The sequence below is a fragment of the Pseudomonas sp. S49 genome (assembly GCF_009866785.1).
Classification (GTDB): Bacteria; Pseudomonadota; Gammaproteobacteria; order Pseudomonadales; family Pseudomonadaceae; genus Aquipseudomonas.
Map to the genome: position 1 here is coordinate 864,263 of NZ_CP019432.1, position 17,422 is coordinate 881,684.

General features: G+C 56.7%; 10 protein-coding genes, 2 tRNA genes and 3 rRNA genes. 8 read left to right on the top strand and 7 right to left on the bottom strand.

All coding sequences use genetic code 11. From position 1 onward, the window contains the following. Positions 1-36 precede the first annotated feature (36 nt). The gene (locus PspS49_RS03695) at positions 37-453 is read left to right on the top strand and encodes a hypothetical protein (protein ID WP_160042460.1); all 417 of its coding nucleotides are present in this window, start codon (positions 37-39) and stop codon (positions 451-453) included. 59 nt (positions 454-512) lie between these two features. Here the strand turns inward: PspS49_RS03695 and PspS49_RS03700 are convergent, their stop codons facing one another. The 7 genes from PspS49_RS03700 to PspS49_RS03730 form a co-directional block, all read right to left on the bottom strand. After that, positions 513-1,439, bottom strand: coding sequence for an ABC transporter permease (locus PspS49_RS03700; RefSeq protein ID WP_150652457.1), 927 nt, complete (start codon positions 1,437-1,439; stop codon positions 513-515). Next, the gene (locus tag PspS49_RS03705) at positions 1,439-2,545 is read right to left on the bottom strand and encodes an ABC transporter permease (protein ID WP_160038177.1); all 1,107 of its coding nucleotides are present in this window, start codon (positions 2,543-2,545) and stop codon (positions 1,439-1,441) included. Before PspS49_RS03705 ends, PspS49_RS03700 begins: the two co-directional genes overlap by 1 nt. 13 nt (positions 2,546-2,558) lie before the next feature. After that, positions 2,559-4,106, bottom strand: a complete 1,548-nt coding sequence (locus tag PspS49_RS03710) for an ABC transporter ATP-binding protein (protein WP_160038179.1) — start codon at positions 4,104-4,106, stop codon at positions 2,559-2,561. A 644-nt stretch (positions 4,107-4,750) separates the two neighbouring features. After that, on the bottom strand, positions 4,751-5,332 hold the full coding sequence (locus tag PspS49_RS03715) for a YigZ family protein (RefSeq protein ID WP_127925729.1): 582 nt from the start codon (positions 5,330-5,332) through the stop codon (positions 4,751-4,753). Positions 5,333-5,339: 7 nt separating this feature from the next. Continuing rightward, complete coding sequence (locus PspS49_RS03720; protein ID WP_064387743.1) at positions 5,340-5,990, bottom strand: TetR/AcrR family transcriptional regulator; 651 nt, start codon at positions 5,988-5,990, stop codon at positions 5,340-5,342. Positions 5,991-6,077: 87 nt separating this feature from the next. Continuing rightward, positions 6,078-7,466 (bottom strand): nucleobase:cation symporter-2 family protein, encoded by a 1,389-nt coding sequence (locus tag PspS49_RS03725; protein WP_160038181.1) that lies wholly within the window; start codon positions 7,464-7,466, stop codon positions 6,078-6,080. Positions 7,467-7,587: 121 nt separating this feature from the next. Then, on the bottom strand, positions 7,588-8,508 hold the full coding sequence (locus tag PspS49_RS03730) for a LysR family transcriptional regulator (protein WP_064387741.1): 921 nt from the start codon (positions 8,506-8,508) through the stop codon (positions 7,588-7,590). A gap of 138 nt (positions 8,509-8,646) precedes the next feature. On the opposite strand from PspS49_RS03730, the gene PspS49_RS03735 reads away from it, so the two are divergent. The 7 genes from PspS49_RS03735 to rrf all read left to right on the top strand — a co-directional run bounded on the left by PspS49_RS03735 (position 8,647) and on the right by rrf (position 17,358). After that, positions 8,647-9,996, top strand: a complete 1,350-nt coding sequence (locus PspS49_RS03735; protein ID WP_160038183.1) for an aspartate aminotransferase family protein — start codon at positions 8,647-8,649, stop codon at positions 9,994-9,996. A gap of 76 nt (positions 9,997-10,072) precedes the next feature. Beyond that, on the top strand, positions 10,073-11,566 hold the full coding sequence (locus PspS49_RS03740) for a CoA-acylating methylmalonate-semialdehyde dehydrogenase (protein ID WP_095047405.1): 1,494 nt from the start codon (positions 10,073-10,075) through the stop codon (positions 11,564-11,566). A gap of 576 nt (positions 11,567-12,142) precedes the next feature. Further along, positions 12,143-13,679 (top strand): 16S ribosomal RNA (locus PspS49_RS03745). A gap of 123 nt (positions 13,680-13,802) precedes the next feature. Beyond that, positions 13,803-13,879, top strand: a tRNA-Ile gene (locus tag PspS49_RS03750). 10 nt (positions 13,880-13,889) lie between these two features. Then, positions 13,890-13,965: transfer RNA gene (locus PspS49_RS03755), tRNA-Ala, on the top strand. Between the two features lie 234 nt (positions 13,966-14,199). After that, positions 14,200-17,093 (top strand): 23S ribosomal RNA (locus PspS49_RS03760). Positions 17,094-17,242: 149 nt separating this feature from the next. Next, a 5S ribosomal RNA gene (rrf, locus tag PspS49_RS03765) occupies positions 17,243-17,358 on the top strand. The 16S, 23S and 5S rRNA genes sit together here with 2 tRNA genes alongside, the layout of an rRNA operon. Positions 17,359-17,422 lie beyond the last annotated feature (64 nt).

Here is a 17,422-nt window from a genome sequence, read left to right on the forward strand (position 1 = left end):
ACCGTGGAGGCTCCCTGAATTTCTGGAGCATGGATGATGTGGACTTCAACGCAGTATCGCAATGTGGTGCGCGGCAGCGCCTGGTATGACTTGATCGTCACGGCAGCGTTTGCCACGCCGTGGAGTTTTGCCGTTGTTCATGGGTTGTTGAGCGCACTGGATTTGCCCGGCGAGTTGCCGGTGTTTCAGCCTGTGCATATGTTGATGGCGAATCTGTTGGGGTCGGTAGTGTGCGTGTGGGCGGTGCTGCGGATTCGTGATCCGCGGGCGCTTTATGGACGGTATGACGCGGTGGCCAGGTTTCTGTTTGCGGCTTGGCAGGGGTATGCCCTGCTTCACGGTGCCAGTTCGATTCTGATTGTTTTCCTGGTCTTCGAACTGGCGTGGGGCGTTGCTCAGGTGTTGCCTGTGCGGACGCCTTCGCGAGCAAGCTCGCTCCCACAGGGGAACTGAGTGAACTCGGTCAACTGTGGGAGCGAGCTTGCTCGCGAAGAGGCCAGTGAATTCACCTCTTAATGCCCCGCCTGCCAAGGCTGCCCAAGCGAAACCGGTGCATACAGCCGCGTGCGCAGCGCATCCCGCGACAACAGCACCAACACCACAATCGTCGCGACATACGGCAGCATCGCCAGCAAACTCGACGGAATCGCCAGCCCCAACCCCTGCGCCACCAGGTGCAGGATGCTGGCGAGACCAAACAGATACGCCCCGAGCAACAACCGCCACACTCGCCAACTGGCAAACACCACCAGCGCCAACGCGATCCAGCCACGCCCGGCAGTCATGTTCTCCGCCCACATCGGTGTGTACGCCAGCGACAGATAGGCCCCGGCCAACCCGGCCATCGCCCCGCCAAACAGCACCGCCAGGGTACGCACGGTCAACACTGGCAAGCCCATCGCACTGGCCGCATCCGGGTTCTCACCGACTGCCTGAATGATCAGCCCGACACGACTTTTGATGATCACCCACGCCACCAGCGCAAACAGCGCGAATGACAGATACACCAGCAGATCCTGGGCAAACAGCATCCGCCCGATCAACGGAATTTCACTCAGATAAGGAATCGCCCACGGCTCAAAACCGGCCAGCGGTTTACCCACCCAAGCCGCGCCGACAAAGGTCGACAGCCCGACACCAAAAATCGTCAGCGCCAACCCGGTCGCCACCTGATTGGCATTGAACACCAGCGCCACCAAGGCAAACAGCGACGACAGCAGCATTCCGGCCAGCATCGCCAGCAACACGCCCAGCCACAGGTTGCCGCTGTTCAGCGCGACGATAAAACCGATCACCGCGCCAAACAGCATCATCCCTTCCTGCCCAAGATTGAGCACGCCGCTCTTCTCGCAGATCAGTTCCCCCAGCGCCACCAGCAACAGCGGCGTGCCGCACCGCACCATGGCGTAGAAAATATTGCTCAACAGATCGATATCCATCACAGCGCTCCGGCAGTTACGGCGGTGGTCGACGTGCGCTTCACCCAGCGCAGGTTCAGGCGTGGCCGATAGAGGATCAGCACGTCACAGGCGAGCAGGAAAAACAGCATCATTCCCTGAAACAACTGGGTGATCGCTTGCGGCAGGTTCATCGTCATTTGCGCGCTCTCGCCACCGATGTACAGCAGCGCCATCAACAGACTCGAAAACAGAATCCCGATCGGATTCAGACGCCCAAGAAACGCCACGGTAATCGCCGCATAGCCATACCCCGGTGACACCTGCGGCACCAATTGGCCGATCGGCCCGGTCACTTCGCAGACACCCGCCAGCCCCGCCAATCCGCCACTGATCAACAGCGCCAGCCAGATCAAACGCTTCTCGCGAAAGCCGACAAACCCCGCCGCACGTTTGTCCAGGCCAAGCACTTTGATCTGGAAACCGACAAAGCTTTTCTGCAACAACACCCACACCGCGACCAATGCGAGCAGGGCGAAATACACCCCGGCATGCACGCGGCCATCCTCCATCAGCAGCGGCAAACGACTGGCGTCGCCGAACATCGCCGACTCGGGAAAGTTGAAACCGGCGGGATCCTTCAACGGCCCGTGCACGCAGAACAGCAACAGGTTCAGCGCGATGTAATTGAGCATGATGCTGGTGAGGATTTCATTGGCGTTGAAGCGCGTGCGCAACCAAGCGGTGAGCCCAGCCCACGCCGCGCCGGCGAGGGTGCCGGTGAGCAGAATCAACACCAGTGCCCAGCGACTTTGCAGGTCGATGATGTTCACCGCCAAGGCACTGCCGGCGAGTGCGCCGAGGAGCAATTGACCTTCGGCGCCGATGTTCCAGATCCGCGCCTGATAGGCCACCGCCAAGCCCAGTGCGCAGAGCAGAATCGGCAGCGCCTTGACCAGTAATTCGGAGACGCCATACAAGTCGCTGACCGGTGCGATCAGCAGCGTGTGCAAGGTTTGCAGCGGGTCGTGACCGAGGGCGATAAACAGCAGCGAGCCGCAGCCAAGCGTCAGCGCCGCCGCCAGTAACGGCGAGCACCACAGCATCAGGCGCGATTGCTGGCCACGGGGTTCGAGGGAAAGCAGCATGTGGAAAACTCCGTTAAACCGTGGCGGCTGAAGGTGCGTGGTCGAACTGGCCGGCCATCCAGCCGCCGACGTCGCTGAGTTGGGTATCGGTGGTGTTGTGCAACGCCGACAAACGTCCACCGCACAACGCGCCGAGGCGATCGCTGATCTGGAACAGTTCGTCGAGGTCTTCGGAAATCACCAGAATCGCCGCACCGGCATAGCGCAACGCGATCAGTGCCCGGTGGATAGTCGCGGCGGCGCCGACGTCGACGCCCCAGGTCGGGTGCGCGGCGATCAGCAGTTTCGGTTGCTGAAGGACTTCCCGGCCGAGGATGAATTTCTGCAGATTGCCGCCGGACAAACTGCGCGCGGCAGTTTGCGTGTCCGGGGTTTTCACGCCGAAGCGCTGAATGATCTGTTGGGCGAGGGCTTCGACTTTGCCGCGTTCAATCAAACCGTTGCTGACCAAGCCTTGCTGGAAAGCGGTGAGCAGGGCGTTGTCTGCCAGACTCAACTCCGGTACCGCGCCGTGGCCGAGACGCTCGGCGGGGACGAACGCCAGGCCCAGTTTGCGTCGCGCATCCGGGCGCAGGTCGGCGACATGTTGCTCCGCGAATCGAATAGTTGCCGCTTCGGCGCGAGGCAGGATTTGCTCGCCGCTGAGCAGCGCAAGCAACTCATCCTGACCATTACCGGCGACCCCGGCGATGCCGACGATTTCACCGCTACGCACTTCCAGGTCGATGTCTTTCAGCGAGCAGCCAAACGGGTCCGGGTTGTGCCAACTCAATTCGCTCACCCGCAAAAACGCCGTGCCGCCGCTGACCTTCGGATAGTCGCCAATCAACGCCGCCGCTTCGCCAACCATCATTTGCGCCAACTGCTGCTCGGAGCATTCGGCCGGCACGCAATGCCCGGCGACGCGCCCGCCGCGCAAAACCGTCGCGCTGTGACACAGCGCCCGTACTTCGCCGAGTTTGTGGCTGATAAACAGAATGCTGCAGCCTTCGGCAGCGAGGCGACGCAGGGTAATGAACAATTCCTCGGCCTCCTGCGGCGTCAGCACCGAAGTCGGTTCGTCGAGAATCAACAGGCGAATGTCCTGCATCAGGCAGCGAATAATCTCCACTCGTTGCCGCTCGCCGATCGACAGGCTGTGGACAAGTCTTTCCGGTTCCAGCGCCATACCGTAGCGACGCGACACTTGGCGAATTTTCGGCTCCAGTTGCTTCGGTGTGCCGGCCGCAGCGCCCATCGCCAGCGCAATGTTCTGCGCCACGCTGAGGGTTTCGAACAGTGAGAAATGCTGGAACACCATGCCGATGCCCAGCTGCCGCGCCTGCGCTGGGTTGCGGATGTTGACCCGTTGACCCTGCCAGAGCATCTCGCCCGAATCGGCCTGGGTAACGCCGTAGATGATCTTCATCAGGGTGCTTTTGCCCGCACCGTTTTCACCGAGCAGGGCATGGATTTCCCCGGGTGCGATGCTCAGGTCGATGGCGTCATTGGCCAGACAACCGGGATAGCGTTTGCTGATATGGCGCAGTTGCAAGCGCGCAATGGGAGGAGCGATTGGCATGACAGGCTCGACTTGCTTGGAGTTGTGCCTGTGGATAAAGCAATTTCCTGGCCATTGAGTCAGGAACGCGAGCGGGCCGCGTGTATCAGCCCTTGGCGTAGAGCACTCAAGATAAAAACAGGCTTCTGCCCGGCACCAATTCAGAGCAAAGCCGTTGATCGGGCTCCAGTTTTGCCCGTTGGCAACTGATCAAAAAACGAGCAAACACGTGTGAGTCAGGCAGAACCTGCGACTGCGCCAGCCATGAACGGGTTATCCACAGCTTGTTCCACAGTTATTGTGTGCAAGCCGCAAACCCGGGCATAAGCACTGTGGTGCTTTCTTCTAATGGTGATAAACCACGCTAACTGTCTGTTTCTGTTTGGAATTTTCGTTTTGTCGGTTGAATTGAACGAAAAGTGAACAAACCGCGCAAAGCCACGTGACAGAAGGGTTACAGCGGAATGTACTCAGGTTATCCACAGTCGGGTGCACAGCAGATGTGGGCAACTCCGGGGAATAACGGAAAAGGGTGATGCCCTAAAAGATCGCAGCCTTCGGCAGCTCCTACACGAAAACGCTGATACCGGTATCACCAACGAAATTCATGACAAACCCGGATCCCTGTAGGAGCTGCGGAACGCTGCGATCTTTTGATCTTGGCTTCACCGCAGCAACAAAATCCGCCCACGGCTCAAATCTGCCAACTGGCTTTGTAACAACTCGATCTGCGCCTCACCCACCGCCAACTTCAACTCAACGCCATTGGCGGTAAAGTTCTCCTCCACCACCAACCCACCCAGATCGGCAACGCGCAACTTCACCAACGCCAACTCGGCAAACCCGCAAGCGCAACTCAACGGCACCCGACTGATCAACTCAACCTTCGCCGCCGTTTGCAGGCACTTGTTCGCGCCACCGCCATAAGCCCGGGCCAACCCACCAGTCCCAAGTTGAATGCCGCCGTACCAACGAATCACCAGCACCGCGACCTGATCGCAATCCTGCGCCTCAATTGCCGCGAGAATCGGCCGACCCGCCGTGCCGCCCGGCTCGCCGTCGTCATTGCTGCGATATTGATCGCCGAGCTTCCACGCCCAGCAATTGTGCGAGGCATTGAAGTCGCTGTGTTGCTCGAAGAACGCCAGCGCCTCGGCAGGGCTGCCGATCGGCGTGGCGAAGGTGATAAAGCGGCTTTTGCGAATCTCTTCGCGGTACTCGCAAAAACCGCTGAGGGTGAAAGGCATAAACGTCTTATAGAGGAGGAGTGAGGCCGCAGCCTTTGAGAATGATGCGGATCAGGTTGTTGCCGGCGTCTTCCATGTCCTGCTTGGTCAGCTTGCTGCGACCGCTGACGCGACAGATCTGCGTGGCGAAGTCGGCGTAATGCTGAGTGCTGCCCCACAACAGGAAGATCAGGTGCACCGGATCGACCGCGTCCATTTTGCCCGCATCGATCCACGCCTGAAACACCGCCGCACGGCCAGTGAACCAGGCGCGGTAATCCTGATTGAAATATTCGGTCAGGCATTCACCACCGCTGATCACTTCCATCGCAAAGATTCGCGAGGCCTGCGGCTGACGGCGGGAGAACTCCATCTTGGCGCGAATGTACCGGGTCAGCGCTTCGGCTGGATCGTCCTCGGCCGTTAGCGTGTTGAAGGTGCTGTCCCACAGCTCGATGATGTTGCTCAACACCGCCACGTACAAACCGAGTTTGTTGGTGAAGTAGTAATGCAGGTTCGCCTTGGGCAACCCGGCATTCTGCGCGATGGTGTTCATGCTGGTGCCTTTGTACCCGTGACGGGCGAACTCGTCTTCGGCGGCTTTGAGGATGGTCTCTTCGTTTTTCTGACGAATGCGGCTGGCGGGTTTGCCGCCATGGGCTGGGACTTCAAAGGTCATAGGCACTTCCGGGTTTGTCTGTGGGTGCAACCAGTTGCGTTGATAGCGCACCCACAGGCATCCGACAAGTCCTTGCGCGAAAAACCGTTACGCCTGTTCGATCTTGTTCAGCGGCGCGTGCGCTTCAGCGGCCTCGGTTTTCGACTCCGGCAGCAACAGGCACAGGATGATTGCCGTCAGACCACCGCTGGTGATCGCCGAGTCGAATAGGTTCTGCACCAGTTTTGGCAGCAGGTGCAGCAGGTTCGGTTGCGCGGCGATGCCCAGGCCGACGCCGAACGAGGTGGCGATGATCAACATGCTGCGTCGATCCAGCGGCGACTGCGCGAGGATGCGCACGCCGGCAGCCGCCACCGCGCCGAACATCACCAGGGTCGCGCCACCGAGTACCGGTTTTGGAATCTGCTGCAGCACCGCGCCGATCATTGGGAACATACCGAGACAAAACAGGATCGCGCCGATGTACAGACCAACGTAACGACTGGCGACGCCGGTCAGCTGGATCACGCCGTTGTTCTGCGCAAACGTGGTGTTGGGGAAGGCGCTGAAGGTCGCGGCGATCATGCAACTGACGCCATCGCCGAGGACGCCACCGCGCAGGCGGCTTATATAAGAAGGGCCACTGATCGGTTGGCGAGCGAGCATGCAATTGGCAGTGAGGTCGCCGACGGTTTCGATGGTGCTGATCAGATAAATCAACGCGACCGGCAGGAAAGCCGTCCAGTCGAAGCTGAAGCCAAACTTGAACGGTGTAGGAAAACTCACCAGTGGCAAGTCAGGTAAAGGCTGCGGCACCAGTTTCCCACTGAACCACGCGGCCAGACTGCCCAGCAGCAAACCGATGATGATTGCCGACAAGCGCACCCATGGCGTGTTCGAGCGGTTGAGCAGAATGATCGTCAGCAACACAAACACGCCCAGCGCCAGATTGCCCGGCGCACCGAAGTCCGGCGCATTGAAGCCGCCACCCAGATCGGTGATGCCGACCTTGATCAGGCTGATACCGATCAGGGTGATGACGATCCCGGTCACCAGCGGCGTAACGACTCGACGCAATTGACCGATGAAGCGGCTGAGGACGATCTGCACGATTGCGCCGAAAAAGCACACGCCGAAGATCATCGCCAGAATGTCTTCCGGGCTGCCGCCACGTTGCTTGACCAGAAAACCGGCCGACAGCACCGCACCGAGAAAGGCGAAACTGGTGCCCTGTAAACAGATCATTCCCGCCCCGATGCCGAACGGCCGCCGCGCCTGAATAAAGGTGCCGACGCCCGAAACCATCAACGCAATGCTGATCAGATAAGGCAGATAAGCGGTGAGCCCGAGCGCCGAACCGATCACCAGCGGCGGGGTGATGATGCCGACGAAACTGGCGAGCACGTGTTGCAGCGCCGCGAGAGTTGCGGCGAGTGGTTTGGGTCGGTCGTTGAGGCCGTAGATCAGGTCGCTGGACGGTGCGGAATCTGGCTGCATGGCTTAGGGCTTCTTGTTGAAGGATCGGGGTTGATCCTGCTTTGCAAAAAGCTGTCCACTTGCTCAGGTTATTGGTCGAATTTGTCGCCAAGGCCCAACGCTGTCGGGCCTCGGAGGATTTTCAGCGCGTCGCCGCCAGACTCTCCAAAAAGCTTTCCAGCACCAAATGAGGGCGCCGCCCCTTGCGCGTGACCGATGCGAGGCTCAGGTCGTAGAAACGTGTTTGCGATTTCAGCGCACGCAAGCGCCCCTGTTGCACCCAGAGACTGGCGTAGTGATCCGGCAGGTAACCGATGTAACGTCCGGTCAAAATCAGAAACGCCATACCCTCACGGTCAGAAGCACTGGCCGTGCAATTGAGCGCCTGGTAATGCGCCTGAATATCCGCCGGCAACCGAAACGTCGGCGCAATCGCGTCCTGACTGTTCAAGCGTTCGTCATCGAGTTGTTTGTCATCGACATAAAACAACGGATGCCCCACCGCGCAATAAAGCAGCGAACGCTCGCTGTACAACGGCTGATATTCCAGTCCCGACAACGCACTGGCCTGCGGCACCACGCCAACATGCAGACGCCCATCGAGCACGCCTTGCTCAACTTCATTCGGCGCAATCATGCGGATCTGGATCTGCACATCTGGTCCGCGCTCTTTTAACTGGGCGAGGGCGTGGGTGATGCGCATGTGGGGCAGGGTGACGAGGTTGTCGGTCAGGCCGATGATCAACTCACCACGCAAATGCTGGTGCAAGCCATTGACCTCGGTGCGGAAACTTTCCAGCGCACTTAATAGTTGCAGCGCCGATTGATACACCTCGCGACCTTCTTCGGTCAGCGAAAACCCCGCGCGCCCACGCTGACACAGACGCAAACCGAGGCGCTGCTCCAGATCGCTCATCTGCTGACTGATCGCCGAGCGACCGATGCCGAGCACGGTTTCCGCCGCCGAGAAGCCGCCGCACTCCACCACGCTGCGAAAAATCCGCAGCAGGCGAATATCAAAGTCACTGACCTGGGCCAGCGGATCGGGACGGCGGCTGCTCATCTTATTGTTCTCATTGTTTAGCAAAGTTCTAACTGAAGGTTAGAAGAGTTGAATTTCACCGACTTTATCGCCGTGGCAATTTAGCTGCAACAACGCTTTTTATCTCCCTGACGCTTATGCCCTGCGAGGTTTTGCCCGATGAACATGCCTGAAAACGCGCCGTCGCCACTGGCCAGCCAATTGAAGCTGGACGCGCACTGGATGCCGTACACCGCCAACCGTAACTTTCAGCGCGACCCGCGTTTGATCGTTGGTGCCGAAGGCAGCTGGCTGATCGACGACAAGGGCCGCCGGGTATATGACTCGCTGTCCGGTCTTTGGACCTGCGGCGCCGGCCACACCCGCAAGGAAATCCAGGAAGCAGTTTCCAAGCAATTGGGCACTCTCGATTACTCGCCGGGCTTCCAGTACGGCCATCCACTGTCGTTCCAGTTGGCCGAAAAAATCACCGAGCTGACTCCGGGCAACCTCAACCACGTGTTCTTCACTGACTCCGGTTCCGAGTGCGCCGATACCGCGGTGAAAATGGTCCGTGCCTACTGGCGCCTGAAAGGCCAGTCGACCAAAACCAAAATGATCGGCCGTGCCCGTGGCTACCACGGCGTGAACATCGCCGGCACCAGCCTTGGCGGCGTGAACGGCAACCGCAAGCTGTTCGGTCAGTCGATGATGGACGTCGATCACCTGCCGCACACGCTGCTGGCCAGCAACGCATTTTCCCGTGGCATGCCGGAGCAGGGTGGTATTGCACTGGCCGATGAGCTGCTGAAGCTGATCGAGTTGCACGATGCTTCGAACATCGCCGCCGTATTCGTAGAACCTATGGCCGGTTCCGCCGGCGTACTGGTGCCGCCGCAGGGTTACCTGAAGCGTCTGCGCGAAATCTGCGATCAGCACAGCATCCTGCTGGTGTTCGACGAAGTGATCACCGGTTTCGGTCGTACCGGCAACATGTTCGGCGCCGACACCTTTGGCGTGACCCCGGACCTGATGTGCATCGCCAAGCAAGTCACCAACGGCGCGATCCCGATGGGCGCAGTGATTGCCAGCTCCGAGATCTACCAGACCTTCATGAATCAGCCGACCCCGGAATACGCCGTGGAATTCCCGCACGGCTACACCTACTCGGCACACCCGGTGGCTTGCGCTGCAGGCCTGGCAGCACTCGATCTGCTGCAAAAGGAAAACCTGGTGCAGAGCGTTGCCGAAGTCGCACCGCATTTCGAAAACGCGCTGCACGGTCTGAAAGGTTCGAAGAACGTTATCGACATCCGCAACTTCGGTCTGGCCGGTGCGATCCAGATTGCCGGGCGTGACGGCGACGCCATCGTGCGTCCGTTCGAGGCGGGCATGGCCCTGTGGAAAGCCGGGTTCTACGTACGCTTCGGCGGCGACACCCTGCAGTTCGGCCCAACCTTCAACAGCAAGCCGCAAGACCTCGATCGTCTGTTCGACGCGGTCGGCGAAGTGCTGAACAAGCTCGACTGATTTTTCCTTTTATATAGCTATACAAATAGCAGGCGCCTGTTGCGGGTGTCTGCGCACAAGAATTCAGGAGTTTTCGATGAGCGTTATTCCGCATTTGATCAATGGCGAACTGGTGACCGAGAACGGTCGCGCGGTTGATGTGTTCAACCCGTCCACCGGTCAGGCTATCCACAAGCTGCCACTGGCCAGCCAGGCAACCATCCAGAAAGCCATCGATGCCGCCAAGGCTGCGTTCCCGGCGTGGCGCAACACGCCACCGGCCAAACGTGCCCAGGTGATGTTCCGCTTCAAGCAACTGCTGGAGCAGAACGAAGCACGCATCTCGCAATTGATCAGCGAAGAACACGGCAAGACTCTGGAAGACGCCGCCGGTGAGTTGAAGCGCGGTATCGAGAACGTCGAGTTCGCTTGCGCTGCCCCGGAAATCCTCAAGGGTGAATACAGTCGCAACGTTGGCCCGAACATCGACGCATGGTCGGACTTTCAGCCGCTGGGCATTGTGGCCGGTATCACCCCGTTCAACTTCCCGGCCATGGTGCCGCTGTGGATGTACCCACTGGCGATCGTCTGCGGTAACTGCTTTATCCTCAAACCGTCCGAACGTGATCCAAGCTCGACGCTGCTGATTGCTCAGTTGCTGCTGGAAGCCGGTCTGCCGAAAGGCGTGATGAGCGTGGTGCACGGTGACAAGACTGCGGTGGACGCGTTGATCGAAGCGCCGGAAGTCAAAGCGCTGAGCTTCGTTGGTTCGACGCCGATTGCCGAGTACATCTACGCCGAAGGCACCAAGCGCGGCAAACGCGTTCAGGCACTGGGCGGCGCGAAGAACCACGCAGTGTTGATGCCGGATGCCGATCTGGACAACGCAGTCAGCGCACTGATGGGCGCGGCCTACGGTTCGTGCGGCGAGCGTTGCATGGCGATTTCGGTTGCCGTGTGTGTTGGCGACCAGGTGGCGGATGCGCTGGTGGCGAAACTGGTTCCACAGATCAAAGCGCTGAAAATCGGTGCCGGCACTTCGTGCGGTCTGGACATGGGCCCTCTGGTGACTGGTCAGGCGCGTGACAAGGTCAGCGGTTACGTGGATGACGGCGTGGCAGCGGGCGCGACTCTGGTGGTCGACGGTCGTGGTTTCAGCGTGGCCGGTCATGAAGAAGGCTTCTTCCTCGGTGGCTGCCTGTTCGACAACGTCACCCCGCAAATGCGCATCTATAAAGAAGAGATCTTCGGCCCAGTACTGTGCATTGTTCGCGTGAACAGCCTGGAAGAGGCAATGCAGCTGATCAACGATCACGAATACGGCAACGGCACCTGCATCTTCACCCGTGACGGTGAGGCGGCGCGTCTGTTCTGTGACGAGATCGAAGTCGGCATGGTCGGTGTCAACGTGCCGCTGCCGGTGCCGGTGGCTTACCACAGCTTCGGCGGCTGGAAGCGTTCGTTGTTCGGCGACCTGCATGCCTATGGTCCGGATGGTGTGCGCTTCTATACCCGTCGCAAGGCAATCACCCAGCGCTGGCCACAGCGCGCTAGCCATGAAGCCTCGCAGTTCGCGTTCCCTAGCTTGTAAGTAGAAGGGATTGCAAAGAAGGCCGACCTCATTGAGGTCGGCCTTCGTGTTTTTGGGGTTTTTTGACCGATGTGACAGAATTATGAAAATAGGTGTTGACGGCAGATTTGAGATGTCTATAATTCGCCCCACTTCCGGCGCAGTCGAAACGGAAAACTCCTTGAGATTCAATGAGTTATGTAGGTTTCGGCAGCAGGTTGCTTCAGTTCATCGAAGCCAGAAGGAAGTTGAAAAAGAGGTGTTGACAGCAGCGTGTAACGCTGTAGAATTCGCCTCCCGCTGACGAGAGATCGGAAGCGCAAGTGGTTGAAGTTGTTGAAGAATTCTTCGAAAACTTCTGAAAATAATCACTTGACAGCAAGTGAGGCTGCTGTAGAATGCGCGCCTCGGTTGAGACGAAAGATCTTAACCAACCGCTCTTTAACAACTGAATCAAGCAATTCGTGTGGGTGCTTGTGGAGTCAGACTGATAGTCAACAAGATTATCAGCATCACAAGTTACTCCGCGAGAAATCAAAGATGTAACCAACGATTGCTGAGCCAAGTTTAGGGTTTCTTAAAAACCCAAAGATGTTTGAACTGAAGAGTTTGATCATGGCTCAGATTGAACGCTGGCGGCAGGCCTAACACATGCAAGTCGAGCGGATGAGAGGAGCTTGCTCCTGGATTCAGCGGCGGACGGGTGAGTAATGCCTAGGAATCTGCCTGGTAGTGGGGGACAACGTTTCGAAAGGAACGCTAATACCGCATACGTCCTACGGGAGAAAGCAGGGGACCTTCGGGCCTTGCGCTATCAGATGAGCCTAGGTCGGATTAGCTAGTTGGTGAGGTAATGGCTCACCAAGGCGACGATCCGTAACTGGTCTGAGAGGATGATCAGTCACACTGGAACTGAGACACGGTCCAGACTCCTACGGGAGGCAGCAGTGGGGAATATTGGACAATGGGCGAAAGCCTGATCCAGCCATGCCGCGTGTGTGAAGAAGGTCTTCGGATTGTAAAGCACTTTAAGTTGGGAGGAAGGGTTGTAGATTAATACTCTGCAATTTTGACGTTACCGACAGAATAAGCACCGGCTAACTCTGTGCCAGCAGCCGCGGTAATACAGAGGGTGCAAGCGTTAATCGGAATTACTGGGCGTAAAGCGCGCGTAGGTGGTTCGTTAAGTTGGATGTGAAATCCCCGGGCTCAACCTGGGAACTGCATTCAAAACTGTCGAGCTAGAGTATGGTAGAGGGTGGTGGAATTTCCTGTGTAGCGGTGAAATGCGTAGATATAGGAAGGAACACCAGTGGCGAAGGCGACCACCTGGACTGATACTGACACTGAGGTGCGAAAGCGTGGGGAGCAAACAGGATTAGATACCCTGGTAGTCCACGCCGTAAACGATGTCAACTAGCCGTTGGGAGCCTTGAGCTCTTAGTGGCGCAGCTAACGCATTAAGTTGACCGCCTGGGGAGTACGGCCGCAAGGTTAAAACTCAAATGAATTGACGGGGGCCCGCACAAGCGGTGGAGCATGTGGTTTAATTCGAAGCAACGCGAAGAACCTTACCAGGCCTTGACATCCAATGAACTTTCCAGAGATGGATTGGTGCCTTCGGGAACATTGAGACAGGTGCTGCATGGCTGTCGTCAGCTCGTGTCGTGAGATGTTGGGTTAAGTCCCGTAACGAGCGCAACCCTTGTCCTTAGTTACCAGCACGTTATGGTGGGCACTCTAAGGAGACTGCCGGTGACAAACCGGAGGAAGGTGGGGATGACGTCAAGTCATCATGGCCCTTACGGCCTGGGCTACACACGTGCTACAATGGTCGGTACAAAGGGTTGCCAAGCCGCGAGGTGGAGCTAATCCCATAAAACCGATCGTAGTCCGGATCGCAGTCTGCAACTCGACTGCGTGAAGTCGGAATCGCTAGTAATCGTGAATCAGAATGTCACGGTGAATACGTTCCCGGGCCTTGTACACACCGCCCGTCACACCATGGGAGTGGGTTGCACCAGAAGTAGCTAGTCTAACCTTCGGGAGGACGGTTACCACGGTGTGATTCATGACTGGGGTGAAGTCGTAACAAGGTAGCCGTAGGGGAACCTGCGGCTGGATCACCTCCTTAATCGACGACATCAGCTGCTCCATAAGTTCCCACACGAATTGCTTGATTCATTGAAGAAGACGATAGAAGCAGCTTTAAGCTCCAAGCTGATAGCTCCAAGCTAACAGTTACGCGCTCGAAATTGGGTCTGTAGCTCAGTTGGTTAGAGCGCACCCCTGATAAGGGTGAGGTCGGCAGTTCGAATCTGCCCAGACCCACCAATTTTGTTATGGGGCCATAGCTCAGCTGGGAGAGCGCCTGCCTTGCACGCAGGAGGTCAACGGTTCGATCCCGTTTGGCTCCACCATATAACTGCTTCTGAAAGCTTAGAAATGAGTATTCCATTGAGAATATTGATTTCTAGTCTTTTGATTAGATCGTTCTTTAAAAATTTGGGTATGTGATAGAAAGATAGACTGAACGTTACTTTCACTGGTAACGGATCAGGCTAAGGTAAAATTTGTGAGTTCTCTTAATTGAGAAATTCGAATTTTCGGCGAATGTCGTCTTCACAGTATAACCAGATTGCTTGGGGTTATATGGTCAAGTGAAGAAGCGCATACGGTGGATGCCTTGGCAGTCAGAGGCGATGAAAGACGTGGTAGCCTGCGAAAAGCTTCGGGGAGTCGGCAAACAGACTTTGATCCGGAGATGTCTGAATGGGGGAACCCAGCCATCATAAGATGGTTATCTTGTACTGAATACATAGGTGCAAGAGGCGAACCAGGGGAACTGAAACATCTAAGTACCCTGAGGAAAAGAAATCAACCGAGATTCCCTTAGTAGTGGCGAGCGAACGGGGACTAGCCCTTAAGTGGCTTTGAGATTAGCGGAACGCTCTGGAAAGTGCGGCCATAGTGGGTGATAGCCCTGTACGCGAAAATCTCTTGGTCATGAAATCGAGTAGGACGGAGCACGAGAAACTTTGTCTGAATATGGGGGGACCATCCTCCAAGGCTAAATACTACTGACTGACCGATAGTGAACTAGTACCGTGAGGGAAAGGCGAAAAGAACCCCGGAGAGGGGAGTGAAATAGATCCTGAAACCGTATGCGTACAAGCAGTGGGAGCAGACTTTGTTCTGTGACTGCGTACCTTTTGTATAATGGGTCAGCGACTTATTTTCAGTGGCGAGCTTAACCGAATAGGGGAGGCGTAGCGAAAGCGAGTCTTAATAGGGCGTCTAGTCGCTGGGAATAGACCCGAAACCGGGCGATCTATCCATGGGCAGGTTGAAGGTTGGGTAACACTAACTGGAGGACCGAACCGACTACCGTTGAAAAGTTAGCGGATGACCTGTGGATCGGAGTGAAAGGCTAATCAAGCTCGGAGATAGCTGGTTCTCCTCGAAAGCTATTTAGGTAGCGCCTCATGTATCACTGTAGGGGGTAGAGCACTGTTTCGGCTAGGGGGTCATCCCGACTTACCAAACCGATGCAAACTCCGAATACCTACAAGTGCCGAGCATGGGAGACACACGGCGGGTGCTAACGTCCGTCGTGAAAAGGGAAACAACCCAGACCGTCAGCTAAGGTCCCAAAGTTATGGTTAAGTGGGAAACGATGTGGGAAGGCTTAGACAGCTAGGAGGTTGGCTTAGAAGCAGCCACCCTTTAAAGAAAGCGTAATAGCTCACTAGTCGAGTCGGCCTGCGCGGAAGATGTAACGGGGCTCAAACCATACACCGAAGCTACGGGTATCACCTTCGGGTGATGCGGTAGAGGAGCGTTCTGTAAGCCTGTGAAGGTGAGTTGAGAAGCTTGCTGGAGGTATCAGAAGTGCGAATGCTGACATGAGTAACGACAATGGGTGTGAAAAACACCCACGCCGAAAGACCAAGGTTTCCTGCGCAACGTTAATCGACGCAGGGTTAGTCGGTCCCTAAGGCGAGGCTGAAAAGCGTAGTCGATGGAAAACAGGTTAATATTCCTGTACTTCTGGTTATTGCGATGGAGGGACGGAGAAGGCTAGGCCAGCTTGGCGTTGGTTGTCCAAGTTTAAGGTGGTAGGCTGAGATCTTAGGTAAATCCGGGATCTTAAGGCCGAGAGCTGATGACGAGTGTTCTTTTAGAACACGAAGTGGTTGATGCCATGCTTCCAAGAAAAGCTTCTAAGCTTCAGGTAACCAGGAACCGTACCCCAAACCGACACAGGTGGTTGGGTAGAGAATACCAAGGCGCTTGAGAGAACTCGGGTGAAGGAACTAGGCAAAATGGCACCGTAACTTCGGGAGAAGGTGCGCCGGTGAGGGTGAAGGACTTGCTCCGTAAGCTCATGCCGGTCGAAGATACCAGGCCGCTGCGACTGTTTATTAAAAACACAGCACTCTGCAAACACGAAAGTGGACGTATAGGGTGTGACGCCTGCCCGGTGCCGGAAGGTTAATTGATGGGGTTAGCTAACGCGAAGCTCTTGATCGAAGCCCCGGTAAACGGCGGCCGTAACTATAACGGTCCTAAGGTAGCGAAATTCCTTGTCGGGTAAGTTCCGACCTGCACGAATGGCGTAACGATGGCGGCGCTGTCTCCACCCGAGACTCAGTGAAATTGAAATCGCTGTGAAGATGCAGTGTATCCGCGGCTAGACGGAAAGACCCCGTGAACCTTTACTATAGCTTTGCACTGGACTTTGAATTTGCTTGTGTAGGATAGGTGGGAGGCTTTGAAGCGTGGACGCCAGTTCGCGTGGAGCCATCCTTGAAATACCACCCTGGCAACTTTGAGGTTCTAACTCAGGTCCGTTATCCGGATCGAGGACAGTGTATGGTGGGTAGTTTGACTGGGGCGGTCTCCTCCTAAAGAGTAACGGAGGAGTACGAAGGTGCGCTCAGACCGGTCGGAAATCGGTCGTAGAGTATAAAGGCAAAAGCGCGCTTGACTGCGAGACAGACACGTCGAGCAGGTACGAAAGTAGGTCTTAGTGATCCGGTGGTTCTGTATGGAAGGGCCATCGCTCAACGGATAAAAGGTACTCCGGGGATAACAGGCTGATACCGCCCAAGAGTTCATATCGACGGCGGTGTTTGGCACCTCGATGTCGGCTCATCACATCCTGGGGCTGAAGCCGGTCCCAAGGGTATGGCTGTTCGCCATTTAAAGTGGTACGCGAGCTGGGTTTAGAACGTCGTGAGACAGTTCGGTCCCTATCTGCCGTGGACGTTTGAGATTTGAGAGGGGCTGCTCCTAGTACGAGAGGACCGGAGTGGACGAACCTCTGGTGTTCCGGTTGTCACGCCAGTGGCATTGCCGGGTAGCTATGTTCGGGAAAGATAACCGCTGAAAGCATCTAAGCGGGAAACTTGCCTCAAGATGAGATCTCACTGGAACCTTGAGTTCCCTGAAGGGCCGTCGAAGACTACGACGTTGATAGGTTGGGTGTGTAAGCGCTGTGAGGCGTTGAGCTAACCAATACTAATTGCCCGTGAGGCTTGACCATATAACACCCAAGCAATTTGCGTCGAAAGGCCAGATTGCGGTGTGTGAAGACGAAACGAACCGAAAGTTCGATGTTCACAAAACACCTAGCTGTCACATACCCAATTTGCTGAAGCGAGGCCGCAAGGCCACGACTCAGTACCCGAATTTCTTGACGACCATAGAGCGTTGGAACCACCTGATCCCATCCCGAACTCAGCAGTGAAACGATGCATCGCCGATGGTAGTGTGGGGTTTCCCCATGTGAGAGTAGGTCATCGTCAAGATTAAATTCCGAAACCCCAATTGCGAAAGCAGTTGGGGTTTTGTTTTGCCCGCAGGAAAGTTCGT